Raw genomic sequence first — 25,208 nt, forward strand, 5'->3', positions numbered from 1 at the left:
CGTTCCTCGAGCGGAAGGGTGTCGGCGTCGCCAGCGAAGTCATCGACAAAACGTGGAGTCTACGACCGCCGCGGCGAACCAACACGTGGTTCGGCGTGCGCCGGTCGACAAGATATTGCGAAGGCCCGCGTCAGTCACGGCCTGGTGCATGGGGACGGTCGTGCAAGTGGCTGATTCGATGCCGCTGGCGATGATGAGTCGTGGGCGGTGCGATGGAAGCTTTCGCTGCGCACGGAATTTCTCTCGAACGCGGGCAAATTGTCGCTACCATCGACGCCTCGACACGGAGGCCAGCGCCATGGGCGGCGAAGCGGGGATATGGCGGCAAACCTGGCAGGCCCTGCACGGCTGGCTGCTGCCGTCGCGCTGCCTGTTGTGTGGCGCCAGCGGACACGGCGACAGCGACCTGTGTGCCGACTGCGCCACCGAGCTGCCGCGCAACCGCCGCTGCTGCGCGCGTTGCGCCCTGCCGCTGGCCACGCCCGCTGCGCTGTGCGGAGCGTGCCTGCGCCACGCGCCGCCATGGGATGGTGCCTGGGTGCCGTTTCGCTACGGCTGGCCGCTGAACCCGCTGGAAACCCGCTTCAAGTTCGGCCACGACCTCGCCGCCGGTCGCGCACTGGCGCGGCAATGGTTGGCCGAATCGCCCGCCACGCCCTTGCCCGCCCTGTTGCTGCCGGTGCCGCTGCACCACGCACGCCTGCGCCAGCGTGGCTACAACCAGGCCCTGGAGCTGGCCCGCCCGCTGGCGCGCCACTTCGCCCTGCCGCTGCGGCACGACGTGTTGCGCCGCGTGCGTTCCACCCACGCGCAGACCGAGCTGGATGCCGTCGCCCGCCGTCGCAACGTGCATGGCGCCTTCGCCCTGCGCGAAGACGCGACGTTGCCGGCGCACGTGGCCATCCTCGACGACGTGATGACCACCGGCGCCACGCTGGCCGAGTGCGCCCGCGTGCTCAAGCACTCCGGCGTGGCCCGCGTGGACGTGTGGGCGCTGGCCCGCGCGCCGTCGCCAGCGCATGGCCCATGAGCCTCGCCGGGCCGCATCGCCCGCCACGACCTCTCCCGTAGGAGCCCGCTCGCGGGCGACCAAACATCCCTACGGCTTCGCCGCCAGCGCCAGCGCAATGCCGGCCCACAACGTCAGCCCCCACCAGTTGTTGTGGCGAAACGCCGCCAGGCACGCCCCGCGCTCGCGCCGGCGGATCAGCCACAGCTGCCATGCGAACAACCCCGTCGCCACCGGCAGGCAGAGCCAGTACGGCCAGCTCAAGGAAGCGCGATGCCCCACCAGCGCCATCGTCAGCAGCAGGGTGGCCATCAGCACGCCGAGAATCGGCACATCCGCATCGCCAAACAGGATGGCGGTGGATTTGGCGCCGGCTTTCAAATCATCCTCGCGATCCACCATGGCGTACTCGGTGTCGTACACCACCGACCACAGGATGTTGCCGATGAACAGCAGCCAGCCCAGCGCCGGCACCGTGCCCTGCACGGCGGCGAACGCCATCGGTATCGCCCAGCCGAAGGCGGCGCCCAGCACCACCTGTGGCAGCGAGATCCAGCGCTTGGTGAAGGGATACAGCGCCGCCAGCAGCGCGCCGGCAAAGGCCAGCTTGATCGTCAGCGCATTGGTGAACAGCACCAGCACGAAGGAAAACGCCAGCAGCGCGCCGAACACCACGAGCGCCGCGCGCGGGCTTATCCGGCCGCTGGCGATGGGCCGCCCCGCCGTGCGCGCCACCTGTGGGTCGAGCTTGCGGTCGGCAAAGTCGTTGATCGCGCAGCCGGCCGCGCGCATCGAGAACACGCCGAGGCTGAAAATCAGCAGGAGCTTCCACGGCGGGAAATCCCCCGCCGCCAGCCACAGCGCCCACCAGGTGGGCCACAGCAGCAAGAGCGCGCCGATCGGCCGATCCATGCGCGTGAGCACCAGCACGTCGCGCGCCGGCTCGCGGAAACGCGCCGGCAGCGCGCGCAGCAGCATATCCAGCACGCTCGACGCCCGCGCCGAGCTGTCCGCCGGGCGCGGCACGATCGCCCGCGTCGCCCTGGCCGGTGCGGGCGACGGCGGTCGGGGCGACTTGGGTTGCTTGCGCTTGCGCGATCGGGAAGCCATCGGCGCATTTTAGCCCGCCGTCACCCACGCCACCGCCGCCACAACGTGACCTGGCGCCGCAAATAGCCGGCGCGTGGCGCAAGAACCGCTGGTGCCGGGGTGCGTGGGCTTGTCCGTTCGCCCCGCGCGCAGAGCCCTTCAACGATCCAGTGGGCTCAGGACCCCGCGCCCGCCACGATTCAGCACGTGGGTGTAGATCTGCGTGGTGGCGACGTCCTTGTGGCCAAGCAACTCTTGTATCGTGCGGATATCGCTGCCCGATTCCAGCAAGTGCGTGGCAAAGCTGTGTCGCAGCGTGTGCGCGCTGACCGGCTTGGCGATGCCGGCCTCGCGGCAACCGCGCTTCAAAGCCCGCGCCAGCAAGGCATCGTCGATATGGTGCCGGCGTTCGCCGCCATCGCGCGGATCGTGTGATCGGCGCGCTGCCGGAAACACATACTGCCAACCGAATTCGCGCGGTGCGGAGGGGTATTTCCGCGCCAGCGCGAACGGCAGCCAGACCCTGCCGAAACCTTCGTCCAAATCGGCTTGATGCAACTGCCGCGCGCGCTCCACCTCGCGTCGCAACGGCTCCGCCAGGGTACGCGGCAACATGGTGTGCCTGTCCTTGCCGCCCTTGCCGTCGCGTACTGTGATCTCGCCGCGGTCGAAGTCCACATCCTTCACGCGCAGCCGCAGCGCTTCCATCAAGCGCAGGCCCGAGCCGTATAGCAGGCTTGCCAGCAGCCACGGCCGGCCATCCATGTGCGCCAGCAAACGACTGACCTCATCACGGGATAACACCATGGGCACGCGCGCCGGCCGCTTGGCCCGGATCACCCCATCGAGCCAGGGCAAATCCGCCTGCAGCACCTCCCGGTACAGGAACAGCAAGGCCGACAACGCCTGGTTTTGCGTACTGGCCGCCACCCGTCCCTGCACCGCCAGTTGCGACAGGAACCCCTCCACCTCGGCAGCGCCCATCGCGCGCGGATGCCGCTTGCCGTTGGCCAGAATGAAGCGGCGAATCCAGCCGACGTAAACCTGCTCCGTGCGCAGGCTGTAGTGCTTCACCCGCAGCACCCGCCGCACCTCGTCCAGCAGTCGTGGCGGCCCACCGGCGCCAGCCTGGGCCGTCTCAAACTCCACGTGCAACACCTTGCCGATTCTGACATAGGCTGTTGCGATGAGAACGTACAACGAACTGACCCTGGAAGAGCGAGTGGAGATTCAGCGCCGCTTGGAGGCGGGTGACAGCCTGCGTGCCATTGGCCGCTCGCTGGGACGTGCGACGAGCACGATCAGTCGCGAGCGCCGCCGGGCACGTGTCGACCCGGCGAACTACAAGGCGCAGGCGGCGCATCAGCGTAGTCGGGAATGCCGGAGCAAACCGCGCGTGACGCGAAAACTGGACGACCCTGCGCTGTGGGAAACCGTGCAGGCGCTGTTGCGGGCACGCTGGTCGCCGGAGCAGATCGCCGGGATACTGGCGAGGGCCTTTCCTGACGCGGCGAGCTATCGGGTGTCTCACGAAACGATCTACACCGCGGTGTACCTGGTGCCGCGCGGCGAACTGCGCAAGGAGTTGATCGACTGCCTGCGCCAAGGCCGCAGCACGCGCAAGCCACGCACGCGCGGGATGGATCGACGCGGCCAGATACCGAACATGCAGAGCATCCACGTACGTCCACCGGAAGTGGCGGATCGCTTGATTCCCGGACACTGGGAGGGCGACCTGATCAAGGGCGCCGGCAACCGTTCGTCCGTGGGGACACTGGTCGAACGCACCAGCGGCTTCGTGGTGCTGGCCAAGATGAGCAGCGCCAGCGCAGCCGACGTACTGGAGAGTTTTGGCAAGGCGCTGAAGAGCATCCCTGAAGCCTTGCGCAAGACGCTGACATACGACCAGGGTAAGGAGATGAGCTACCACGACGCCCTGACCTTGCGTACCGGCGTGCAGGTGTACTTCGCCGACCCGCACAGCCCCTGGCAGCGCGGCAGCAACGAGAACACCAATGGCCTGCTTCGACAGTACCTGCCCAAGGGCACCGACCTGTCGGTCTACAGCCAGGACGAGCTCAACCAGATCGCCCTCAGCCTCAACACCCGACCGCGAAAGCGTCATCAATTCCGTACCCCGCTGGAGGTCTACAACGACCACCTGAGGCTCGCCGAAGCAAGCGCCGGAACAATTCATTGATCATGTTGCACGTGGACCTTGAAACCGCCCATCCTAAGCTTCGACTCTCCGCCGCCGGAGCACCAGATGCTCGATATCACGTTCTTTGCGAGCTACGCTTACAACGATTTTGCAACATTGCATTTGCCAATTCCCACGCTCTCCGTATACACACCGTTCCCCGGAGACTTTCGTAACCGTGAAACAGTCCTCAAGCAGGTACATCGCGAGCGTGAGTTCTAACAACTTGGTCAACCGGGCGCAAATCCCGCTACGCGGTCTTCGCGCCGGTTACCTCAGGCGTTATGCGGCTTTCTCACACCAACATCCGCTGTCTTCGTCCACTTCGTACAGATCGGGCCAACCCGTGCCGTACCACTCAATTCTCAGGTCTTCGTGCACGTACAATGTCGTGTCTTGCTCGGCCACCCAAAATGCCCAACACACGTCGCCGTCCTCGCAAAGCCCGTAACACGGGTACTCCGAGCGATTCGATAACGCGGAGAGCTCCGCCCAAGCTTTGGGTAACGCCATCTCCGAGCTAGAGCATGGCAACCTGGGAGTTCTGCGCCAGCTAAGCCTCTGGTTCTTACCAACCAGCGACTGGGACGATCTCGTAGGCCTTGGCAGGCCAGCTGCGCCTGCTGCTCCACCGTCTTCACCGGCACGAAGCGCATGTGACCCTGCTGCGCCGCCGTGGCGATCGCCTCGGCATCGTTGCGGTCGTTCTTGATGGTGCGGCTCTTGCGGAACGGCGCCACGAACTGTGCGGCCATGGACCTGGGCTGCAGGCCGTACTCGATGCAGCGTCGCGCCCAGTGGTGCGCCCCGCTGCACGCCTCCATCGCCACCACCGTGCCCGCCGGCCGCTGCGCCAGCCACAGCGCGAACGCCTCACGCTTCAGGTCCTGCCGCCGCAACACGTGCCCGGCGCCGTCCATCTCGCACACCGAAAACGCGCTCTTCGCCAAATCCACACCGATGGTTATAGTGCTCATGGAGACTTCCTCTTCGCAGTGACGGTTGTGTCGCAACACCATCATGGCCCTCGAGGCCGAAAGGGGAGGAAGTCTCTTTTTACTCGTTCAAGGCGGATGGCTGCGCCGCCGCTTAATTCCAGCGTTAGGCTCTCAACGATGCGTCGGCTGCTTGCCAACAACTGGTTTATCGTATCCGTCTCGGTTAACTGCTTGGTGCGTAGCCGAACATGGCGATCCTGATTGATGAGTGGATTATCTATGACCCGACCGCAACTCCTGATTGATACCGACCCCGGCGTGGACGACGCGCTGGCCATCATGATGGCGCACACGCATGCCGAGATCACTGGGTTGAGCGTGGCGGCCGGCAATGTGGGTCTGGGACATACCGTACGCAATGCGCGTACGCTGAAGGATCTGCTGGGGGCCGATTTCCCGGTGTTCGCGGGGTGTGCCACGCCGCTGGTGCGCGCGCCGGAAGAAGATGCCGCCTTCGTGCACGGCAAGGATGGCCTGGGCGATGTCGGTTTCCCCGAGCCAGTGGCGGCGGTGGATGGCGAAGCCGCTGCGCTGGCGCTGCTGCGGCTCACGCGCGAGCGTCCTGGCGAGCTGACCCTGGTGGCGTTGGCGCCGCTGACCAACCTTGCGCTGGCGCTCAGGCTCGATCCCGCGCTGCCGTCACGGGTGAAGCGGCTGGTGGTGATGGGTGGCGCGGTGACTGGCCACGGCAACACCGGCAAGGTGCCCGCCGAGTTCAACATCGGCTTTGATCCGGAGGCCGCGCACGTGGTGTTCGAGTCTTTCCCTGCGTTTGACCTGGTCGACTGGGAGCTCGTCCTGCGGCATGCTTTCGACGAAGCTGAATTCGATGGCTGGCTGGCGGCCGGGGACGCGCGGGCGCGTTTCTTCGGGCAGGTTTTCCGCACCGCGCGCGACTACAACGGCAAGCATGGCCGGCATGGGGTGATCGCGGCCGATGCGCTGGCGATGGCGGTGGCAATCGAGCCAACACTCGTTACGCACAGCGAATCGCGCGCCGTGGCAGTGGAGCTGGATGGGCGGCTTACCCGCGGCGCCACGGTGGTGGATTGGGCGGATCGGCTGGGGCGCCCCGCGCAGGCGAACGTGGTGCTGGACATCGACCATGCGCGCTTTGCGGCGATGGTGCGTCGGGCGTTGGGCGTGCCGGCGGCTTGACGCGATGTCGCGCGGCTGCGTAGAATCGCGTTCTTTTCACGCTGCATTGAGCCCGTCATGAAGCCCGATATCCATCCGAATTACCGTCCGGTGGTGTTCCAGGATCTGTCGTCCGACTTCGCGTTTCTGACGCGTTCGACGATTGCCGCCAAGGACACCGTCAAGTGGACGGACGGCAACGAGTACCCGCTGATCAAGGTGGATATCTCCAGCCACTCGCACCCGTTCTACACCGGCAAGCAGAAGTCGCTGGATGTCGGCGGTCGCGTGGACAAGTTCCGCAAGCGTTACGCGCAGAAGTAAGCGCAGCGCCGCCGCGAGACGGCAGCCGAAATATCCGGCGTGGGGCGGGCCAAGGTCTGCCCCACGCTTTTTTGCGCCCCTCCTTGGCGAATGGTCTTCCGAACCACCTGGCTGGTGACGTCGCGCAACCGCAAGTGGCGCTCGCCCGGCGGGAGATGGGGAACGCTGGCTGGGCATCGTTACCCATCGGGTCGGGCCATCGCCGGTGCGATGTCAAAAAGCCGCTCATGGCGACTTTTTGCATGGGTCTTTCACCATTCGCAAACGCATGTGCGGCCGGTGGGTGTGCGATAATGCGCGGATCGCATCGCCCGCCCGCCCCGGCACGATGCTCGTCCCCCTCGCCTATCGGGCCGCTTCCCGGTTCCGCAGGCGACGACCCACGCTTAAGGAGGTTCCCGTGTCCGATTCCAAGACCGTCAAGCTGGTGGATGAAGCCAGTCAGCGCAGCAGTGAATTGCCGCTGGTTACCGGCACTCTCGGCCCGGCCTGCATCGACATCGCCTCGGTGTACAAGGACACCGGCCACTACACCTTCGACCCTGGTTTTGGCGCCACCGCCAGCACCAAGAGTGCGATCACCTATATCGATGGCGACCAGGGCGTGCTGCTGTATCGCGGCTACCCGATCGAGCAGTTGGCCGAACAATCCAGCTTTCTGGAAGTGGCCTACCTGCTCTTGAATGGCGAGCTGCCGAAGGCGGCCGAGTTCGCCGACTTCGAGCACGACGTGGCGCATCACACGATGATGCACGAGTCGCTGAAGAACTTCTTCCAGGGCTTCCACCACGACGCGCACCCGATGGCGATGCTGGCCGCCTCGGTGGCCTCGCTGTCCGCCTTCTACCACGACGATCTCAACGTCGAGGATCCGGCCGACCGCAAACTGGCCGCGATCCGCCTGATCGCCAAGATGCCGACCATCGCCGCCGCCTGCTACCGCTATTCCATCGGCTGGCCGTTCCGCTATCCGCGCAACAATCTCAGCTACGTCGACCGCTTCCTGCACATGATGTTCGAGGTGCCAAGCGAGCCGCTGGCGCTGAGCCCGGTGGCCGCCAAGGCGCTGGATCTGCTGTTCATCCTGCACGCCGACCACGAGCAGAACGCCTCCACCTCCACCGTGCGCCTGGTCGGTTCCACCGGCGCCAACCCGTACGCCTCGATCGCCGCCGGCATCACCGCGCTGTGGGGCCCCGCGCACGGCGGCGCCAACGAGGCGGTGCTCAAGCAGCTCAAGGAAATCGGCTCGCCGAACAACGTCGAGTCGGCGATCCTGCGCGCGAAGGACAAGAACGACAGCTTCCGACTGATGGGCTTCGGCCACCGCGTGTACAAGAACTTCGACCCGCGCGCCAAGATCATCCGCGAGATGTGCCACCAGGTGCTGGCCGAACTTGGCGTCAACGACCCACTGCTGGACGTGGCGATGAAGCTGGAAGAGGCGGCGCTGAAGGACGATTACTTCGTCGAGCGCAAGTTGTATCCGAACGTCGATTTCTACTCCGGCATCATCTACAAGGCGCTGGGCATCCCCACCGAGATGTTCACCGTGATGTTCGCCATCGCGCGCACCGCCGGCTGGATCTCGCACTGGATCGAGCAGCACGAAACTCCGGGGGCGCGCATCGGTCGTCCGCGCCAAGTCTACACCGGGCACGGCGTGCGCGATTACGTGGCGTCGGCCAAGCGCTGATCCGCGCCACATTTGGCGCCACGCACACCCAACGCCCCGGCCATGCCGGGGCGTTGTCGTTTGGGAAAAGGCCTAGTACAGCGCGCCGGCCAGCATGCGCTCCAGCTCGTCCGCGTTGTCGTCTTCACCCAGCAGGGCTTGCAGTGCGGTCAGCCCGGCGCGGCGCATGGGCTTCTCGTCGACGCGGTCGAGTGGCGCCTGGCGCAAGGCGTCGCGTGGCAGCACGGTGAGGTCGAATGGCAGCGCGTCGGCGGTGAACAGCAGCCCCGGGTATTCGACCTGGGTGTCATGGCTGATGCGCAGGCGGCGCGTCTGTATCTCGTACGGCACGCCGTGCTCATGCAGGAAGCGATGTACTGCATCGGGATCGTCGCTGTAGACGTGCAGGCAGACCGCCGAATGCGCGTCGGCACTGCCGTCCAGCACGGTACCGACCAGGCGCGGCTCGAAGCGGGCGAGGAAACGCATTGCCTCCACGGCGGCCTCGCGCAACTGGCGCAGGCGTTGCGGCTGGCTGTCGGCCTGGAACAGGCGCTGGTGCTCGCGCAGCGCCTGCTCGATCTCCTGGTTGCGTGGCAGCGCCTGTTCGTCGGTGATGCCCAACCGCTCGGCGGCCTTGAGCTTGGCGCGGCGATAGTCGCGGATGCCATGCTCGCTCATCAGGCGGGCGGCCTCCTGCGCGATGCGGCGTCGATTGCGCTGCTGGCGGTCGCCGGCGTGGATGCGGTGATGTTCGCCTCGGGCCATGTCGTTTCTCCGCTGCCTGCGCGGCCAGACTAGCGCAAGCGGCGGCATCCCGGGAATCGCGAGCACACGTCAGAAGATGTTGTACGGGTTCTGCTGATCCTGCTGTTGTTGGGTGGCCTGGCTGCGCAGGCGGGCCACGTCCTCGACCTTGAAGTACTCGTTCAGGCTGCCCGGCGTGCCCGCGGGCACCGGCAGGCCGCTGGCGGGGTCGATCGGCACGGTGGCGATGCCTGGCGGCGTGGGCAGCGTGCTTTCCGGCAGGCCTTGCAGCGCCGGGCCCATGTAGGTCATCCAGATCGGCAGCGCTGCCTTGGCACCGAATTCGCCGCGGCCCAGCGAGGAGTAGTTGTCGAAACCCACCCACACGGCCGTGGAAAGGTCATCGTTGAAGCCCACGAACCAGGCGTCGCGATGGTCGTTGGTGGAGCCGGTCTTGCCCGCCAGGTCGGGGCGGTTCAGGGCGCGCGCGGCGGCGCCGGTGCCGCGCAGGATCACGTCCTTCAACAGCGAAGTGATGAGGAAATCGGTGCGCGGGCCCAGCACGTGCGGCGCCAGTACGGGGGCGTGGGCGCCTGCATCGTGGGCGTCGGCCGGCAGCTTTTCCACGCCCGAGTCGTCGACGCTGGCGGCGCTTGCGGCATCGGCCGGGGTGCTGGCCGCGCTGGCGAGGCCGTTGGCCGGGCGCTTGCCCATGTCCGCCGGTGGCGGGCCGGGTGGTTGGTTGGCGAGCAGACGCTCCTGGCATTCGCGGCAGGCGCGGGCGGGGTTGGCGACGTAGACGGGCTTGCCGTTGCGGTCGTCGATTTCGCGGATGAAGTACGGCGTCACCAGGTAACCGCCGTTGGCGAATACCGAGTAGCCGCGCGCCATGGCCATCGGCGATACCGAGGCGGTGCCCAGCGCCATGGTCAGGTTGGGCGGAATGGCGTCCAGCGGGAAGCCGAAGCGGGTGACGAACTCGCGCGCGTAGCGCACGCCGATGGCGTCGAGCAGGCGGATCGATACCAGGTTTTTCGACTCGACCAGCGCCTCGCGCAGGCGCATCGGGCCGGCGAACTTGTCGTCGTCGTTGTTCGGCGTCCACAGGCCGCCGGGTTTCGAGGGGTCGGGCAGTGCCAACGGCGCGTCGTTGATGATCGAGGCCGGCGTGAAGCCGTGGTCGAACGCCGCCGAATAGAAGTAGGGCTTGAAGCTGGAGCCGGGTTGGCGCGCCGCCATCACCGCGCGGTTGAACTTGCTGCGGGTGAAGCTGAAGCCGCCCACCAGCGCTTCGATGGCGCCGTCCTCCGGCCGGATCGATGCCAGCGCGGCCTGCGCGGCGGGAATCTGCGCCAGTTGCCAGTCGCCCTTGTCGTTCTGCATCACGCGCACGATGTCGCCACGCTTGAGCACGGCATCCACCTGGCGCGGGGGGGCGCCGGTGCGACTGTCGTTGACGTAGGGGCGGGCCCAGGCCACGCCGGCGAGGTCGAGCGCGATGCGGCGGCCATCGTCGAGATACACGCTGGCGTTGCCGGGCGTGCTCGCGGTGACCAGACCGGGCATGAGGCCGGAGACGTCGCCGTAGCCGGCCAGGGCGCGGGCGTCATCGGCCGGCGTGGCGTCTTCGGCCAGATCGACGTGCGCTTCCGGGCCGCGCCAGCCGTGCCGCTGGTCGTAGGCAAGCAGGCCGTCGTGCACGGCTTTCACCGCCTCCTGCTGGCGTGCGCTGTCCAGCGTGGTCTTCACCACGTAGCCTTCGGTGAGCGCGTCGTTGCCGAGGCGGTCGAGCACCTGCCGGCGCGCCATCTCGGCGAGGTAGGGCGCATCCACCTGGATCGGCGCCTCGTGCGGCGCGGCGTCGTTGGGTTCGGCAACGGCCGCCTGGTATTGCGCGCGCGTGACGTAGCGGTGCCTGAGCATTTCGCCGAGCACCCAGTTGCGCCGCGCCAGCATGCGCGCGGGATTGTTGATCGGGTTCACCACCGAGGGCGACTGGAAGGTGGAGGCCAGCGTGGCGCATTGCGCGATGCTGAGCTGGGGCAGCGTCTTGCCGTAGTAGTACGAGGCCGCGGCGGCCACGCCATAGGAACGGTGGCCAAGGAACATCTTGTTGAGGTAGAGCTCCAGGATCTGATCCTTGCTGAGCTCGTGCTCGATGCGCAGCGCGATGAAGATCTCGGTGAGTTTGCGCGAGTAGAGCTTCTCCGGCGAAAGAAAGAAGTTGCGCGCCACCTGCTGGGTGATGGTGGAACCGCCCTGGGTCTTTTCACCGCCGCTGATGGCCACATGCCAGGCGGCACGCACGATGCCGCGCCAGTCGATGCCCGGGTGGTGGTAGAAGTCGGCGTCTTCGGCCGAGAGCACCGCATGCCTGAGGTTGTCCGGCACCTGCGCGATGGTCACCGGGATGCGGCGCGTCTCGCCAAAGGTGGCGATCAACTTGCCGTCGGCGCTCTCCACGCGCAGCGGCACCTGCATGTGGTAATCCCTGAGCACGGTCACCGCGGGCAGCCGGGGGGCCACCAGCCAGTACGCCACGCCGACCGCGAGCACGCCCAGCAGCAGGCCGGAAAACGCCAGAATCACTGCCCAGCGCAGCAAACGCTTGAGAATACGCATTGGTCGGAAGAGGCCTGTGGCGGAACCGGGCAGAGTATAAGGGGTGGGCCGCCGAGGGTCGGGGAGTGCGGGGATCGGCATATCTACGGTGGCGTGACGGATGGTGGCGCAACATCCTGTGGTTGCTGGAAACGTGGCCTGCATCACGCCCCGTGTCGGCGTTTGCACAACTGTGGGCGCCATCACGGGAAATACTTGAGAAAAATGCGGCAGGCCATTGCGCAGACGTAAAATTTTCGATCTAATGCCCCCGCACACTAGCCGGACACCCGGCTGCTGATGCCCAGGGCAAAGGGGGAACACCGTGGGGCTCTTCACACCCAAAAAGCCGGCGCTCATCGGAGTCGACATCAGTTCGACCGCAGTGAAGCTGCTGCAGCTCAGCCAGAGTGGTGGGCGCTACCGCGTCGAGCATTACGCGGTGGAGCCGCTGCCGCCCAATGCCGTGGTCGAAAAGAACATCGTTGAGGTCGAGGCGGTGGGCGAGGCGATCCGACGCGCGCTGGCGCGATCCGGCGCCAAGATCAAGCACGCCGCGGCGGCGGTGGCGGGTTCGGCGGTCATCACGCGCATCATTCCGATGGCGGCCGAACTCAGCGAGGAAGACCTTGAAGGCCAGATCCAGGTCGAGGCCAACCAGTACATTCCCTACCCGATCGACGAGGTGAGCCTCGATTTCGAGGTATTGGGGCCGGTGCGCGACAACCCCGAGATGAACAGCGTGCTGCTCGCCGCCTCGCGTACCGAAAACGTGGACATGCGGGTGGCTGCGCTGGAACTGGGCGGGCTCACCGCCAAGGTGGTCGACGTCGAGGCGTTCGCGATGGAAAACGCCTTCGCCCTGCTCACCGACCAGCTCAATGTGGGCCGCGACGCGCTGGTGGCCGTGATCGATATCGGCGCCACCATGACCACGCTGTCGGTGCTGCGCAACCAGCGCACGATCTACTCGCGCGAGCAGGTCTTCGGCGGCAAGCAGCTCACCGACGAAATCATGCGCCGTTACGGACTTTCCTACGAGGAAGCCGGTCGTGCCAAGCGCAAGGGCGGCCTGCCTGACACCTACGAGAGCGAGGCGTTGGAGCCCTTCAAGGAATCCCTGGTGCAGCAGGTCAGCCGCCTTCTGCAATTCTTCTTCGCCGGTAGCGAATACAGCAAGGTCGACCAGGTCGTGCTGGCCGGCGGCTGCGCCACCATCGACGGCATCGCCGGCATGCTCGAAGAGCATATCGGCGTGCCCTGCGTGGTGGCCAACCCGCTCGCGCGCATGTCGATGTCGCCCAAGGTGCAGGGCCAGACCCTGGGTCAGGATGCACCGGCGCTGATGGTTGCGGTCGGTCTCGCCTTGAGGAGTTTCGACTGATGGCACATGTCAACCTCCTTCCCTGGCGCGCGGAGCGGCGCAAGCTGCGCGAACGCGAGTTTTTCGGCCAGCTCATCCTGTCCTTCGTGGCCGGCTTGTGCTTCATCCTGCTGTGGACGTTCTGGATGGGCATGCGCATCGACAACCAGAACGATCGCAACACCATCCTGCAGGGCGAGATCAAGCAGCTCGACGTCAAGATCGCCCAGATCAAGGATCTGGAGAAGGTGCGTGAACACCTGCTGGCACGCAAGCAGATCATCGAGCAGTTGCAGGCGGATCGCTCGAAGATGGTGCACCTGTTCGACGAGCTGGTGAAGACGATCCCCTCCAGCGTGCGCCTCACGGCGCTCAAGCAGACCGGCGACACCATGTCGCTCGACGGCGTGGCGCAGTCCAACGCCAGCGTGGCCGAGTACATGCGCAATATCGAGGCTTCGCAGTGGATGGGACATGTCGACCTGCGCAAGACTGAAAACATCCACGACACGTCGGGTATGCCCTACAGCTTCGGCATCAACGTCAAGCTGAGCAAGCCCAAGGCGGACGAGTCGGGCGCAACCGATGACCTGGCGCCGGCCGGCAGCGCGGCGACGGTGCCGGTGGCTGCTCCCGTGGCGCCGCCGGCTCCCCTGGCATCGCCGGCCCACGCTGGCACAGCGCATGCGGATGCGGCCAGACCCAGTGCCGCCGCCAAGGGGGGGGCCAAGGCATGAAACTCTTCGACGATCTGCGCAGCCTCGATCGCAACAACATCGGCGGCTGGTCCAAGACGGTCAAGCTTTTCTTCACCTCGGTGGTGTTCCTGCTGGTGGTACTGCTGGGCTGGTACGCCCAGATCAGCAGCCAACAGGACGAGCTGGCTTCGCAAGCGCAAAAAGAAGAGCAGCTCAAGCAGGAATTCACCACCAAGCAGGCCAAGGCGGCCAACCTCGACGCGCTGAAACAGCAACTGGACGAAATGAAGGACATGCTGCGCCAGCTGCTGCGCCAGCTGCCCGGCAAGACCGAGATGTCCGAGCTGCTGATCGACATTTCGCAAACCGCGTTGTCGGCGGGGCTGCAGGTGGATTCCTTCGTGCCGCAACCCGAGATCCCGAAGGATTTCTACGCCGAGGAGCCGATCCAGCTGAAGATGGTCGGTACCTATCATCAGTTCGGCACCTTCATCAGCGGCGTGGCCTCGCTGCCGCGCGTGGTGATCCTCACCATGCATGACGTGGCGTTGACCCCCGAACATGCCGACAAGAACGGCACCTCGACCAATGGCCAGCTGGTGCTGCAGGGTACGGTGAAGACATACCGCTACCTCGACGAGAACGAAACTGGCGGTGCCGAGAAAGGCCCGGCCAACAAGGCAGGAGGACACAAGTGATGAAACTGTCCACTGTCATCAAACCAGCGACGCTGGCGCGGGTTGGCCTGCTTCTGGCTGCCGTGCTGGTGCTGGGTGGTTGCACCCGGGGAACTTCCGACCTGCGCGAGTGGGTCGCGCAGCAGAAGGCCAAGAAAGGGGCGCCGATCCCGCCGTTGCCGGTCATCAAGACCTTCGAGACCTTCACCTACGCCGATCAGGATCTGCGCGATCCCTTCGGCCCCAGCGCCGCCCAGCAGCAAGGCCCCAACAGTGGCCCCCGGCCCGACCAGAATCGGCCAAAGCAGCCATTGGAAATGTTTTCGCTGGACAGCCTGAAGATGGTCGGCACGATCGGTAGCGGTCGCGGCATCGAGGCGCTGGTGAAAGATCCGAAAGGCGTCGTCCATCCGGTGCACGACGGCGAATACATGGGCCAGAACTATGGTCATATCACGGCAATCGGCGATGACCATATCGATCTGGTCGAGCTGGTATCCAACGGCAATGGTGGCTGGATGGAACGTCAAGCCAGCATCGCACTCGGCGAGCAATAGGGGACACAGGGGCTGATGCAATGAGCAACCATATCCAATCTGTCCAGGGCCGGGTCATGCGCCATACCATTCGTTGTCTCCTGTCGTTGCTGCTGTTTGTCGGCGCAGGCTTCGGTCAAGCCGCGCTGGCCGCAGGCGGCAACACGTTGAAGGACATCAGCTACACCACCCTGCCTGGCGGCAGCGTGCAGCTGCACCTGAACTTCACCGGCACGCCACCGCAACCACGCATCTTCACCACCGACAATCCGGCGCGCATTGCGCTTGATTTCGCGGGCACCAGCACCACGGCCCCGCGGCACACCGACATCGGCCAGGGTGCCACCTCGGGTGTGTCCGCCGTGGCCGCCGGAGGGCGCACCCGGGTGATCGTCGAGCTGATGCAGCCGGCCTCCTACCAATCGACGGTTCAGGGCGACAGCCTCGTGCTCACCGTCGCTGGCGGCAGTGCGACGCAAGCGGCCGAAGCCAAGCCGGGCAACGTCACCACGGCGGCGATCATCGACCCGTCCAAGCGACTGCCTGCCACGGCGGCCGGCAGCATCAGCGTCACCAAGATCGACTTCCGTCGCGGCGCCAACGGCCAGGGCCGGGTGCTGGTGAGCTTCAGCGGCCCCGGTGCCGACGCGCAGATGCATACCATCGGCGACAAGGTCGAGGTCAGCATCCCCAACGCCAACGTGCCGGCCAACCTCGCCCAGCGGCTGGACACGATGGACTTCGCCACGCCGGTGCAGTCGATTGTCACGCGCTCCGCCGGTGGCGTGCAGATGACCATTGCCACCAAGGGTGTGGTCGATACTTCCGCCTACCAGGAAGGCAATCAGTACGTGGTCGAGGTGGCGCCCAAGCAGGCCGCTGCCGCTGGTGCCGGCAACAAGCTGACGCAGGACCAGCAGCCGGTCTACACCGGCAAGCGCGCCACCTTCAACTTCCAGGACATCCCGGTGCGCTCGGTGCTGCAGCTGATCGCCGACACCTCGGGCCTCAATATCGTGGCTTCGGATACGGTTTCGGGAAGCATCACCCTGCGTCTGGTGAATGTGCCCTGGGATCAGGCGCTCGACGTCATCATGCGCGCCAAGGGACTGGACAAGCGGCGCGACGGCAACGTGATCTGGGTGGCGCCGCAGCAGGAGCTGGCCAAGTATGAGGAAGACCTCGCCACGGCCCGCATGAAATCCGAGGATAACGCGCCGCTCATCACGACCTACATCCCGATCAGCTATGGCAAGGCGGAAGAGATCGCCAAGCTGCTGACCACCGGCAGCATGCAAAGTACCGGCGGCGGTTCCTCCGGTGGCGGTGCGAGCGCGTCGCGTGGCTTCCTGTCGTCCCGCGGCAGCGTCTCCTTCGACCAGCGCACCAACACCTTGCTGCTCAACGACACCGCCGAGAAGACCGGGCAGATTCGCAAGTTGGTGGCCGTGCTGGACAAGCCGGTGCAGCAGGTGTTGATCGAGTCGCGCATCGTCATCGCCTCGGACAGCTTCGCCCGCGATCTTGGCGTGAAGTGGGGCGTGTCGGGCAACCGCACCAACAACGGCAACATCATCACCACCGGCCCTACGGCTGACGGTGCGACCAAGTACGGCACCGACATCTGGAACAACAACGTCGCCTACCGGAACGCGGTAAGCGACTGGCTGGCAAACGGCGCTACCGGTCCGCAGCCGCACCCCGGCTCGGTCGAACTGCCCGGCGGCTACAACGTCAACCTTCCGGCGAGCACGCCAGCCGGTGCGCTGGGCCTGGCGATCCTCGGCCGCAACTACGCACTGGATCTGGAACTGTCGGCCGCGCAAACCGAAGGTCGCGGTGAGGTGATCTCCAGCCCGCGCGTCATTACCGCCAACCAGCAGGAAGCCGTGATCCGGCAGGGCCAGGAAATCGGCTACGTGACTTATCAGGGCGGTGTCGGCGGCACCGGCGGCCAGACCGCGTCGGTGCAGTTCAAGGACGCCGTGCTGGAGCTCAAGGTCACGCCGACCATCACCGCCGACAACCGGGTCTATCTCGCGATCAACGTGACGAAGGATTCGCTGGACAAGTTCCTCACCACGCCGAACGGCCAGGTGCCGCAGATCAACACGCAGTCGGTGAACACCTCGGTGCTGGTGGACAACGGCCAGACCGTGGTGCTCGGCGGCATCTACGAGATCAACAAGCAGAACACCGTCACCAAGGTGCCTGGCTTGGGCGATATCCCGGGCGTGGGCTTCCTGTTCCGCCATACCTCGCGCAATAACACCAAGGCCGAGCTGCTGATCTTCGTGACGCCGCGCATCCTGAGCGATTCGCTGCAGTAACCGATCGTCGATGCAACAGGCAAAGAGGCGGCTTCGGCCGCCTCTTTGCGTTGCGGGCCTGAACCGGCCATCCAGGTCGACTAAACTTCTTGTCGTTGCCGCGGTCAACAGCGGCGTTTCCCGCCGGATCAAAACGATGGACAAACCAGAAGCCCAGGCAGCGAGCCGATCACAACACGCTTTCGCACGCCTGCGCGAAGCGCTGCAGGCCTGCGTGATCGGCCAGCCCCAACTGGTCGACTGCCTGCTGGTGGCCCTGCTCGCCGATGGCCACCTGCTGGTGGAGGGCGCGCCGGGGTTGGCCAAGACCACGGCGGTGAAGGCGCTGGCCACCCGCGTCGAAGCGGATTTCCACCGCGTGCAGTTCACCCCCGATCTGCTGCCCGCCGACCTCACCGGTACTGACGTGTTCCGACCGCAGTCGGGCAGTTTCGAATTCGAACCCGGCCCGCTGTTCCACAATATCGTGCTGGCCGACGAGATCAATCGTGCGCCGGCCAAGGTGCAGTCGGCGTTGCTGGAGGCCATGGCCGAGCGACAGATCACCGTGGGCCGACACACGCGGCCGCTGCCCGAACTTTTCATGGTGATGGCCACGCAGAACCCGATCGAGCAGGAAGGCACCTTCGCCCTGCCCGAGGCGCAGCTCGACCGGTTCCTGCTGCATGTCACCATGGGCTATCCCGATGCGGCGGCTGAGCTGGCCATCCTGCAGCTCGCGCGTGAACAGGCGCGTGGCGGTGCCCACGCCGCGGTTGCGCCGCAGGCCGTGCTGACCCAGGCGGAAGTGTTCGCCGCGCGCGATGAGGTGCTCTCGGTGCACCTGGCACCGGCGCTGGAGGAATACCTCGCACAACTGGTGCTGGCCACGCGCGATGCGGGCCGTTATGGCCAGGAACTGGCGCGCTGGATCGCCTGGGGCGCCAGTCCGCGCGCCACCATCGCGCTGGATCGCGCATCGCGCGCCGTGGCCTGGCTGGCCGGTCGCGACTACGTGCTGCCCGAGGACGTGCACGCCATCGTGCACGAGGTGCTGCGCCATCGCGTGCTGCTCAGCTACGAAGCCGAGGCCGAGGGCGTCAAGCCCGACCAGGTGATCGATCGCCTGCTGGATCTCGTGCCGCTGCCGTGAGCGCGCCGCTGCCCCAACGGATCGATGGCGATGGCTGCAGCCGCGTGTCGCTGGCCGAGCTGATCGCGCTGGGCGCGCGCGTCGGGCGGATGAAGTTGCCGATGCAAGCCAGCCGCGCCGAACGGCATGGCGCGCAGGCCAGCCATCTGCATGGGCGCGGCATGGACTATGCCGAATCGCGTGCCTACCAGGCCGGCGACGACGTGCGCCGGCTGGATTGGCGGCTCACCGCGCGCAGCGGCAAGCTGCACACCAAACTGTTCCAGGAGGAGCGCGAGGGCCGCCTGCTGATTCTGCTCGATACCCACGCCAGCCTGCGTTTTGGCACCCGTGCGCGCTTCAAGTCGGTACAGGCGGCGCGTGCGGCGGCCTGCGCCGCCTGGTTGGCCGCGCGCGCGGGCGAGCGCGTGGGCATGCTCGGTTTTGGCGCCAGCGATGGCCTGCTGCGACCGCGCGCGGGCACCCGCGGCGCGCTCGCCGTATGCGGCGCGCTGGCCGAGTGGGATGCGCAGGCGCCGGCCACGCACGACGAACCGCTGTCGGCCGCGTTGTCGCGCGCACGGCGGTTGCAGCATGGTGCCAGCCGCGTGCTCGTCGTCAGCGATGGTTTCAGCGCGGATGACGATGCGCGCCGGCATCTGCTCGAGCTGAAATCGCGCGCCCGGGTGGGGGTGCTGGTGGTGATGGATGTGCTGGAACGCGAGTTGCCGCCGGCGGGGCGTTATCCGCTGGAACACGCCGGCGAGCGCCGCGACGTGTGGCTGCTGGGAGAGCGCCAGCGGCGCGAGTTCCAGCATGCGCTGGCGGTGGGCTCGCGGCGCCTGCAGGCGCTGGCGCAAGCCGCCGGCCTGCGCAGCCGGGTGATCGACACCCGCGATGATCCGCTGCTGGCCGTCGGCGACCTGCTCGGTGCGAGTGGTGGTCGGCGATGAGCATGCAGCCCGCCACTGGCCCCAACCTGCGCGACATCCACCTGCCGCCCGCCCCGCCATGGTGGCCGCCGGCGCCGGGCTGGTGGTGGCTGCTGGCGGTGGCCATGCTGCTGCTCGCCGTGGCCGTGTGGTGGTGGCACGGGCATCGCCGTCGGCGCCAGCGGTGCCGGCAGTGGCTGCGTGAGTTGGAGCAACTGGCGCAGCGGCATGCCCGCGACGGCGACGTGGCTGCGTTGGGCGCCGGCGTGCAGCAACTGCTGCGTCGCGTGGCGCGCCAACATGAAGCCGCTGCCGCGCGGCAGCGCGGCGAGGCATGGCGGAACACGTTGGCGCGGCTGCCGGTGGAGCCGCTCGTGGTGACCCGGCTGAGCCTGCTCGACGCGGCGATCTATCGGCCGCAGGCCGGCTTCGAGGTGCCGGCGATACTCGCCGCCGCGCGCACCTGGCTGGTCGCCGCCGCGTCGCCGCGCGCATGGAAGCCGCGTCGGGAGTCGGGCCGTGTTTGAGTTCGCCTGGCCCTGGCTGTTGCTCGCTCTGCCGCTGCCCTGGCTGCTGCGTCGTTACCTGCCGCCGACCACGCCGGGGCGTGCGCTGCGGTTGCCGCAACCGGGCTTGCACTTGGCCGCCGCCGGTGGCGGCCAGGTGCGCCGCTTCGTGCCCTGGCTGCTGACGCTGGCCTGGTTGTGCCTGGTGGCCGCCGCGGCGCGGCCCGAGTGGGTGGGGCCGCCGCAGGCGCAGCAACGCAGCGGGCGCGCGCTGTTCCTCGCGGTGGATCTTTCCGGTAGCATGCACACGCCCGACATGGAACTGGCTGGCCAGAGCGTGAGCCGCTTCGGCGCGGTGAAGGCCATCGCCGGCAACTTCATCGACCGCCGCGCGGGCGACGAAATGGGGCTGATCCTGTTCGGCAGCCAGGCCTTCCTGGTGACGCCGCTCACCTACGACCTCGACGCCGTGCGCGCGCAATTGCAGGGCGCGGCGGTGGGGCTGGCCGGCAGCGAGACCGCCATCGGCGACGCCATCGCCATCGCGGTGAAGCGACTGGCCGCGCTGCCCGAGCAGGCGCGCGTGCTGGTGCTGCTCACCGATGGCGTGAACAACGCCGGCAGCATCGGCCCGCAGGAAGCCGCGCGCGCCGCCAAGGCCGCCGGCGTGCGTATCTATACCGTGGGCATCGGCGCCGAGCGCATGCGCGTGCCAGGCTTCTTCGGTGCGCAGATCGTCAATCCTTCGGCCGACCTCGATGTAGGCATGCTGACGAAAATCGCCACGGAAACGGGCGGGCGTTTCTTCCGCGCGACCGATGGCAAGCAGCTTGCCGACGCCTATCGCGCCATCGATGCACTGGAGCCGATGCCGCAACACGGGCCCACCTTGCGTCCGCGCCACGCATGGTTTGCCTGGCCGCTGGCTGCTGCGCTGATCCTGTGGCTCCTGGCCAGCCTGCCGCGTCGACGCCAGGCGGGGTCATCGACATGAGCGCGGCGCTGGCGCAGTTCCATTTCCTGCGGCCGTGGTGCCTGCTGCTGCTGGCCGCGTTGCCATGGCTGCTGTGGCAGGCGGCGCGGCGAACCAGCGGCGAGCAGGCACTGGCGCGGCTGGTCGATGCGGCCTTGCTGCCGGCCTTGCTGGCGGGCAAGCCGGGCCACCAACGCCTGCCGCTGGCGCTGCTCGCGCTGGCGTGGGCGATCGCGGTGCTGGCTTTGGCGGGGCCGGCATGGAGCCGCGTCGAGTCGCCGCTGTACACGCGTCGCGCCGCGCAGGTGGTGGCGATTTCGCTCTCCCAGCGCATGCTCGGGCATGACGTGGCACCCAGCCGCATCGACCGCGCGCGGCGCAAGGCGCACGACCTGTTGCTGGCCAATCGCGACGGCACGAACGCCCTGATCGGTTATGCCGGCGAGGCCTTCGTGGTGGCGCCGCTCAGCGCCGACGTGCACAGCCTCGGCACCCTGCTCGATGCGATGGCGCCCGACACCATGCCGGTGGATGGCGAGGATGCGGCGGCCGCCATCGCGCGCGGCGTCAAGCTGATGCGCGGCGCCGGCACGGGCGGCGGTTCGCTGGTGCTGATCGCCGACAGCGCCGGCGAGGGCGCGCGCGAGGCCGCGCGCAAGGCGCTGGCCGCGGGTGTGCACGTGTCGGTGCTGGGTGTGGGTACGCCGCAGGGCGCACCGGTGCCGCTGCCGGGCGGCGGCTTTCTGCACGACGCCAAGGGCCAGCTGCAACTGGCCGGGCGCGATGATGCTGCGCTCGCCGCGGTGGCGTCTGCCGGTGGCGGGCGCTATGTGCCGATGCGCGACGATGGCGGCGACATTGCCGCGCTCAAGGGCGAGCTGCGCGCCGGCACCATCCACGCTGTGCAGGGCGGGCAGGGCGATGCCTGGCAGGATCGCGGCCCCTGGCTGCTGTTGCTGCTGTTGCCGTTGGCCGCGCTGTCCTTCCGCCGTGGCTGGTTGATGGTGTTGTCGCTGGCACTGTTGCCGCTGCTGCCGGCGCCGGCCCAGGCGATGGATTGGCGCGACCTGTGGCAGCGGCGCGATCAGCAGGCGGCCAGCGCGCTCCGGCGCGGCGACGCGAAGCAGGCGATGCAACTGGCGCAAGATCCGGCCTGGCGTGGCGCGGCCGCCTATCGTGCCGGCGATTACGCCGCTGCGGTACGGGCGCTGCAGGCGGCCAGGGGCGCGGATGCGGCCTACAACCGCGGCAACGCCTTGGCCCGCGAGGGCAAGTATGCCGATGCCATCCATGCGTACGACGAAGCGCTGAAGGGCGATCCGCGCAACACCGATGCCAAGGCCAACCGGCAGGCGGTGGAGGATTGGCTGCGCAAGCAGCAGAAGCCGCCACCGCAGACATCCTCGCCGTCGCAAGGCGGCGCCGCCGGGGCGAGCGGGCGGGGCAAGGGCGCGGATCAGGGCCAGGCCGGCAAGCCGGGCGGGCACGCGCAAGACGACCAGGCGGCGACGTCGCATGGCCAAGGCGAGGGCAAGTCCGCCGATGCGCCAGCGGCGGCCTCCACGGCCGTCTCGCCGCCGCCCGCCTCCGCTGCCAGCAGCGCCAGCCCGCCGTCGCCTGCATCGAGTCCCGGCAACAAGGCCGGCACGGCGAACCAGCACCAGCAAGGCAGGGAACAGCCGGGCAAGAACGGGCAGGACAAGAGTCGATCCACGCCGCTGACGCCCGCGCAGCAGGCGGCGTTGCAGGCGCAGGCCACCCGGGCCCAGCAGGCGCTCAAGCAGCAGTTGGACAAGGAGCTGGGGGCCGCCACCGCGCACCCCGGCGCGCCGCCCGCCACGCACCAGCTCGGCGCCGCCGCCGGCGACGATGTTTCCGCGAAACTGCCGGCCGATCTGCGGCAGGCCTTGCAGCGCGTGCCCGACGATCCCGGCGCGCTGCTGCGGCGCAAGTTCGAACTCGAATACCAGCGCCGCCACGGCGGTGCGCCTGATGGAGACGGGCCATGATGTGGCGACGAAAGGCTTGGCTGGGCTGTCTGGCGCTGATCGCGGGCAGCGGACGAACCGCGCGGGGGCTGGCCCTGTGGCTGTGCCTGATCCTGCCGTTGGCGGCGCAGGCTGCCACGGTCAGCGCCACGCTGGATCGGCACACCGTGAGCCTGGGCGACACGGTGACGCTGAACCTGCGCGTCGCCGGCGGCGGCTTCACCAGCCCGCCCGACCTGTCGCCGCTGCAGACGGATTTTGAGGTGCTGGGCCAGTCGCAGAGCAGCAACCTCAGCATCGTCAACGGCCGGCGCAGCAGCGAGCTGGTGATCGGCGTGGTGCTGCGGCCGCGCCGCGTGGGCGCGCTCACGATTCCCGCGCTCACGGTCGACGGCATGCAGACCGCGCCCCTGTCGATCACGGTGCGGCCAGCCAGCGCCGCCAGCGCGGCGGCACCGGACCGCAACCTGTTCATGGAAGCCGACGTCGAGCCCAAGCAGGCCTGGGTGGGCCAGCAGCTCAGCTACGTGGTGAAGATTTTCTATCGCGGCAACCTGAGCGGTGGCGCGCTGGACGCGCTGCAGGTCGGCGGCGTGCAGCTGTCGCAGGTAGGGCAGGATCTGCAGTACGACAGCGTGCGCGGCGGCAACACCTATCACGTGATCGAACGGCGCTATGCGCTGGTGCCGCAGCATGCCGGTGCGCTCACCATTCCCGCGCTGGGCTTCCAGGGTGAAGCGCTCGACCCGGGCAACCCGGACAGCTTCTTCGGCATCGGCAACCAGGTCAGCGCCAGCGCGCCGCCGGTGACGGTGCAGGTGCAGCCGGTACCGGCCAACTGGGGCGCGTCGGCGTGGCTGCCGGCGCGCGCGCTCAGCCTCACGCTCAGCGGCTGGCCAGCGGCGGGCACGCCGGTGCGCGTGGGCCAGCCGATCAATCTCCAGATGCAGTTGTCCGCCACCGGCGTGCCGGCCGATGCGCTGCCGGCGCTCAGCCTGCCTGCGGTCGGCGGTGCCACCGTGTATCCCGATCAGCCCAAGACCACCACCGGCAGCGACGGCCCGTGGCTGGTGGGCAGCAGCCAGCGCGCCTTTGCGGTGGTGCCCGAGCAGGCCGGGACGCTGACCCTGCCCGCCACCACGTTGCGCTGGTTCGACGTGACCCGCGGCCAGGTGCAGACCGCCGAGATTCCCGCGCACACGCTCACCGTGTTGCCGGCGGCGGGAGCGGTGGCTGCCACTGTCGCGCCGACGGCCGCGGCGCCGACGGGCGCTGTCGTGGCGGCACCCACCGCGACGGCTCCGCCTGTCGCCGGCGCCGCAGGGCAGCTGATGCTGTGGCGCTGGATCGCCCTGGCCAGCCTGGTGCTGTGGCTGGCGAGTTTCGCCGCGTGGTGGTGGCTGCACCGGGGGCAGGCGCCGCGCCCGGCGACGGCCACCGCGCCGGTGGCCGTCCCTTCCGCGCGCGAGCAGCGGGCGGCTTTCCTTGCGGCCGCACGCGGCCACGATGCCTCGGCGCAACTGCATACCTTGCTGGCCTGGGCGCAGGCCGAGCGCCCCGCGATGCGCCAGCCGGGCGAGCTCACGGCGGCGCTGGCGGACGAAACGCAGCGCCATGCGCTGGAAGCCTTGCAGCAGCGCTGCTACGGCGGTGCGGCGGCGGAGATCGACGGCGCGGCGCTGGCGGCAGCGTTCAGGCCGGGCCTGGCGTGGCGCATCGATGACGCGCCTGGCATGGATGAACTACCGCCGCTTTATCCGTTCAAGCTGCGTTGAGCGCGGTTTCGAACACCGCACGCATGCCCTCGCCGTAACAGCACACGGTGAGCTCGAACTCGGGCCGTTCGCGGTTGGCCTCCAGCAGCGCGTCGATGGCGACCCGCGCGGCGAGCGGCGGCGGATAGCCGTAGGCGCCGCAGCTGATGGCGGGGAAGGCGATGCGGCGCAGATCGTGCTCGTGTGCCAGCGCCAGGGCGTTGTGGTGGCAGGCGGCCAGCAGGTGCGGCTCGCCATGCCGGCCGTCGCGCCAGACCGGGCCGACGGTGTGGATCACGTAGCGGGCCAGCAGGCCGAAACCGGGTGTGATGCGCGCCTCGCCGGTGGGACAGCGCACGCCGGGGCGCAACTGCGGCAAGGCCGCGCAGGCGCTGCGCAGCGCCGGACCAGCGGCGTGATGGATGGCGCCGTCAACCCCGCCGCCGCCCAGCAGCGTTTCGTTGGCGGCGTTGACGATGGCGTCCACGGCGAGGGTGGTGATGTCGGCGGTGATGACGCGAATGCTCATGGGCATGGCTCCGGCTTGCGCGGGTTCAGCT

General features: G+C 67.8%; 21 protein-coding genes and 1 pseudogene. 16 read left to right on the forward strand and 6 right to left on the reverse strand.

Translation table 11 applies throughout. The annotated features are described in order from the left end of the window. Positions 1 to 298: 298 nt before the first annotated feature. Positions 299 to 1,030 carry a ComF family protein gene (locus AC3WQA_RS11640; protein WP_492675214.1) on the forward strand — a complete coding sequence of 244 codons (732 nt, stop codon included), beginning with the start codon at positions 299 to 301 and terminating at the stop codon, positions 1,028 to 1,030. Between the two features lie 69 nt (positions 1,031 to 1,099). Here AC3WQA_RS11640 and ubiA read toward each other — a convergent pair whose 3' ends face one another. Further along, on the reverse strand, positions 1,100 to 1,996 hold the full coding sequence (gene ubiA, locus AC3WQA_RS11645) for a 4-hydroxybenzoate octaprenyltransferase (protein WP_492676352.1): 897 nt from the start codon (positions 1,994 to 1,996) through the stop codon (positions 1,100 to 1,102). A gap of 261 nt (positions 1,997 to 2,257) precedes the next feature. Next, positions 2,258 to 3,247, reverse strand: coding sequence for an integron integrase (locus AC3WQA_RS11650; protein WP_492675215.1), 990 nt, complete (start codon positions 3,245 to 3,247; stop codon positions 2,258 to 2,260). 37 nt (positions 3,248 to 3,284) lie between these two features. Between AC3WQA_RS11650 and AC3WQA_RS11655 the strand changes: the two genes are divergently transcribed. Beyond that, on the forward strand, positions 3,285 to 4,298 hold the full coding sequence (locus AC3WQA_RS11655) for an IS30 family transposase (protein WP_492673427.1): 1,014 nt from the start codon (positions 3,285 to 3,287) through the stop codon (positions 4,296 to 4,298). Positions 4,299 to 4,888: 590 nt separating this feature from the next. Here the strand turns inward: AC3WQA_RS11655 and AC3WQA_RS11660 are convergent. Next, positions 4,889 to 5,275 (reverse strand): annotated as a pseudogene (locus AC3WQA_RS11660) (IS110 family transposase); the annotation flags it as partial. Between the two features lie 240 nt (positions 5,276 to 5,515). Between AC3WQA_RS11660 and AC3WQA_RS11665 the strand changes: the two are divergent. From AC3WQA_RS11665 to AC3WQA_RS11675, 3 genes are all read left to right on the forward strand, one after another. After that, positions 5,516 to 6,454: a nucleoside hydrolase gene (locus tag AC3WQA_RS11665; protein WP_492675216.1), complete on the forward strand. Its 939-nt coding sequence runs from the start codon at positions 5,516 to 5,518 to the stop codon at positions 6,452 to 6,454. 57 nt (positions 6,455 to 6,511) lie between these two features. Further along, positions 6,512 to 6,757, forward strand: a complete 246-nt coding sequence (locus AC3WQA_RS11670) for a type B 50S ribosomal protein L31 (RefSeq protein WP_492675217.1) — start codon at positions 6,512 to 6,514, stop codon at positions 6,755 to 6,757. A gap of 400 nt (positions 6,758 to 7,157) precedes the next feature. Next, entirely contained in the window at positions 7,158 to 8,453 is a 1,296-nt protein-coding gene (locus tag AC3WQA_RS11675) for a citrate synthase (protein WP_492675218.1), read from the forward strand. 72 nt (positions 8,454 to 8,525) lie between these two features. Here AC3WQA_RS11675 and AC3WQA_RS11680 read toward each other — a convergent pair whose 3' ends face one another. Together AC3WQA_RS11680 and AC3WQA_RS11685 are read right to left on the reverse strand one after the other, a co-directional pair. Then, the gene (locus tag AC3WQA_RS11680) at positions 8,526 to 9,200 is read right to left on the reverse strand and encodes a hypothetical protein (protein ID WP_492675219.1); all 675 of its coding nucleotides are present in this window, start codon (positions 9,198 to 9,200) and stop codon (positions 8,526 to 8,528) included. Between the two features lie 69 nt (positions 9,201 to 9,269). Next, positions 9,270 to 11,801, reverse strand: coding sequence for a penicillin-binding protein 1A (locus tag AC3WQA_RS11685; RefSeq protein WP_492675220.1), 2,532 nt, complete (start codon positions 11,799 to 11,801; stop codon positions 9,270 to 9,272). Positions 11,802 to 12,105: 304 nt separating this feature from the next. Between AC3WQA_RS11685 and AC3WQA_RS11690 the strand changes: the two genes are divergently transcribed. The 11 genes from AC3WQA_RS11690 (at position 12,106) to AC3WQA_RS11740 (ending at position 24,669) form a co-directional block, all read left to right on the forward strand. Beyond that, positions 12,106 to 13,164: a pilus assembly protein PilM gene (locus AC3WQA_RS11690; RefSeq protein WP_492675221.1), complete on the forward strand. Its 1,059-nt coding sequence runs from the start codon at positions 12,106 to 12,108 to the stop codon at positions 13,162 to 13,164. Beyond that, a complete protein-coding gene (locus AC3WQA_RS11695) occupies positions 13,164 to 13,880 on the forward strand; it encodes a PilN domain-containing protein (protein ID WP_492675222.1) in 717 nt (238 codons plus the stop codon). The genes AC3WQA_RS11690 and AC3WQA_RS11695 overlap by 1 nt, the downstream gene beginning before the upstream one ends. Further along, on the forward strand, positions 13,877 to 14,539 hold the full coding sequence (locus tag AC3WQA_RS11700) for a type IV pilus inner membrane component PilO (protein WP_492675223.1): 663 nt from the start codon (positions 13,877 to 13,879) through the stop codon (positions 14,537 to 14,539). The genes AC3WQA_RS11695 and AC3WQA_RS11700 overlap by 4 nt, the downstream gene beginning before the upstream one ends. Next, positions 14,539 to 15,075 carry a pilus assembly protein PilP gene (locus tag AC3WQA_RS11705; RefSeq protein ID WP_492675224.1) on the forward strand — a complete coding sequence of 179 codons (537 nt, stop codon included), beginning with the start codon at positions 14,539 to 14,541 and terminating at the stop codon, positions 15,073 to 15,075. The genes AC3WQA_RS11700 and AC3WQA_RS11705 overlap by 1 nt, the downstream gene beginning before the upstream one ends. 56 nt (positions 15,076 to 15,131) lie before the next feature. Then, positions 15,132 to 17,384, forward strand: a complete 2,253-nt coding sequence (locus AC3WQA_RS11710; protein ID WP_492675225.1) for a type IV pilus secretin PilQ — start codon at positions 15,132 to 15,134, stop codon at positions 17,382 to 17,384. Positions 17,385 to 17,520: 136 nt separating this feature from the next. Next, positions 17,521 to 18,516 carry an AAA family ATPase gene (locus AC3WQA_RS11715; RefSeq protein WP_492675226.1) on the forward strand — a complete coding sequence of 332 codons (996 nt, stop codon included), beginning with the start codon at positions 17,521 to 17,523 and terminating at the stop codon, positions 18,514 to 18,516. Then, positions 18,513 to 19,448, forward strand: coding sequence for a DUF58 domain-containing protein (locus AC3WQA_RS11720; RefSeq protein WP_492675227.1), 936 nt, complete (start codon positions 18,513 to 18,515; stop codon positions 19,446 to 19,448). The genes AC3WQA_RS11715 and AC3WQA_RS11720 overlap by 4 nt, the downstream gene beginning before the upstream one ends. Next, complete coding sequence (locus AC3WQA_RS11725) at positions 19,445 to 19,954, forward strand: DUF4381 family protein (RefSeq protein WP_492675228.1); 510 nt, start codon at positions 19,445 to 19,447, stop codon at positions 19,952 to 19,954. Before AC3WQA_RS11720 ends, AC3WQA_RS11725 begins: the two co-directional genes overlap by 4 nt. Beyond that, positions 19,947 to 20,927, forward strand: a complete 981-nt coding sequence (locus tag AC3WQA_RS11730; RefSeq protein ID WP_492675229.1) for a VWA domain-containing protein — start codon at positions 19,947 to 19,949, stop codon at positions 20,925 to 20,927. The genes AC3WQA_RS11725 and AC3WQA_RS11730 overlap by 8 nt, the downstream gene beginning before the upstream one ends. Continuing rightward, positions 20,924 to 22,915 carry a colicin transporter gene (locus AC3WQA_RS11735; protein WP_492675230.1) on the forward strand — a complete coding sequence of 664 codons (1,992 nt, stop codon included), beginning with the start codon at positions 20,924 to 20,926 and terminating at the stop codon, positions 22,913 to 22,915. Before AC3WQA_RS11730 ends, AC3WQA_RS11735 begins: the two co-directional genes overlap by 4 nt. Beyond that, on the forward strand, positions 22,912 to 24,669 hold the full coding sequence (locus AC3WQA_RS11740) for a BatD family protein (protein WP_492675231.1): 1,758 nt from the start codon (positions 22,912 to 22,914) through the stop codon (positions 24,667 to 24,669). Before AC3WQA_RS11735 ends, AC3WQA_RS11740 begins: the two co-directional genes overlap by 4 nt. On the opposite strand, the gene AC3WQA_RS11745 is transcribed toward AC3WQA_RS11740, so the two are convergent. After that, positions 24,656 to 25,177 carry an O-acetyl-ADP-ribose deacetylase gene (locus AC3WQA_RS11745; RefSeq protein ID WP_492675232.1) on the reverse strand — a complete coding sequence of 174 codons (522 nt, stop codon included), beginning with the start codon at positions 25,175 to 25,177 and terminating at the stop codon, positions 24,656 to 24,658. The two genes, AC3WQA_RS11740 and AC3WQA_RS11745, sit on opposite strands and share 14 nt — an antisense overlap. Positions 25,178 to 25,208 lie beyond the last annotated feature (31 nt).

It is taken from the genome of Rhodanobacter sp. FW106-PBR-R2A-2-24 (assembly GCF_058789615.1).